The organism is Olsenella sp. DNF00959 (assembly GCF_001553055.1).
GTDB classification, from domain to species: domain Bacteria; phylum Actinomycetota; class Coriobacteriia; order Coriobacteriales; family Atopobiaceae; genus Olsenella_I; species Olsenella_I phocaeensis.
On sequence record NZ_KQ960133.1, the window covers coordinates 582,626 to 582,851 of the forward strand.

Consider the following 226-nt stretch of genomic DNA (forward strand, 5'->3'; position numbering starts at 1 on the left):
TGGAGCAGTGTCGTTCTGACTGGTAATCCAACGATAGAGATACGCCTTTGGCGCGGGACACTGTTTTGGAGCAGTGTCGTTCTGACTGGTAATCCAACATTTGCATTATGGTGGTGGTGCAATGAAAGGTTTTGGAGCAGTGTCGTTCTGACTGGTAATCCAACGTTGAGTGACTATCTCGCAACCCCCGTCGTGTTTTGGAGCAGTGTCGTTCTGACTGGTAATC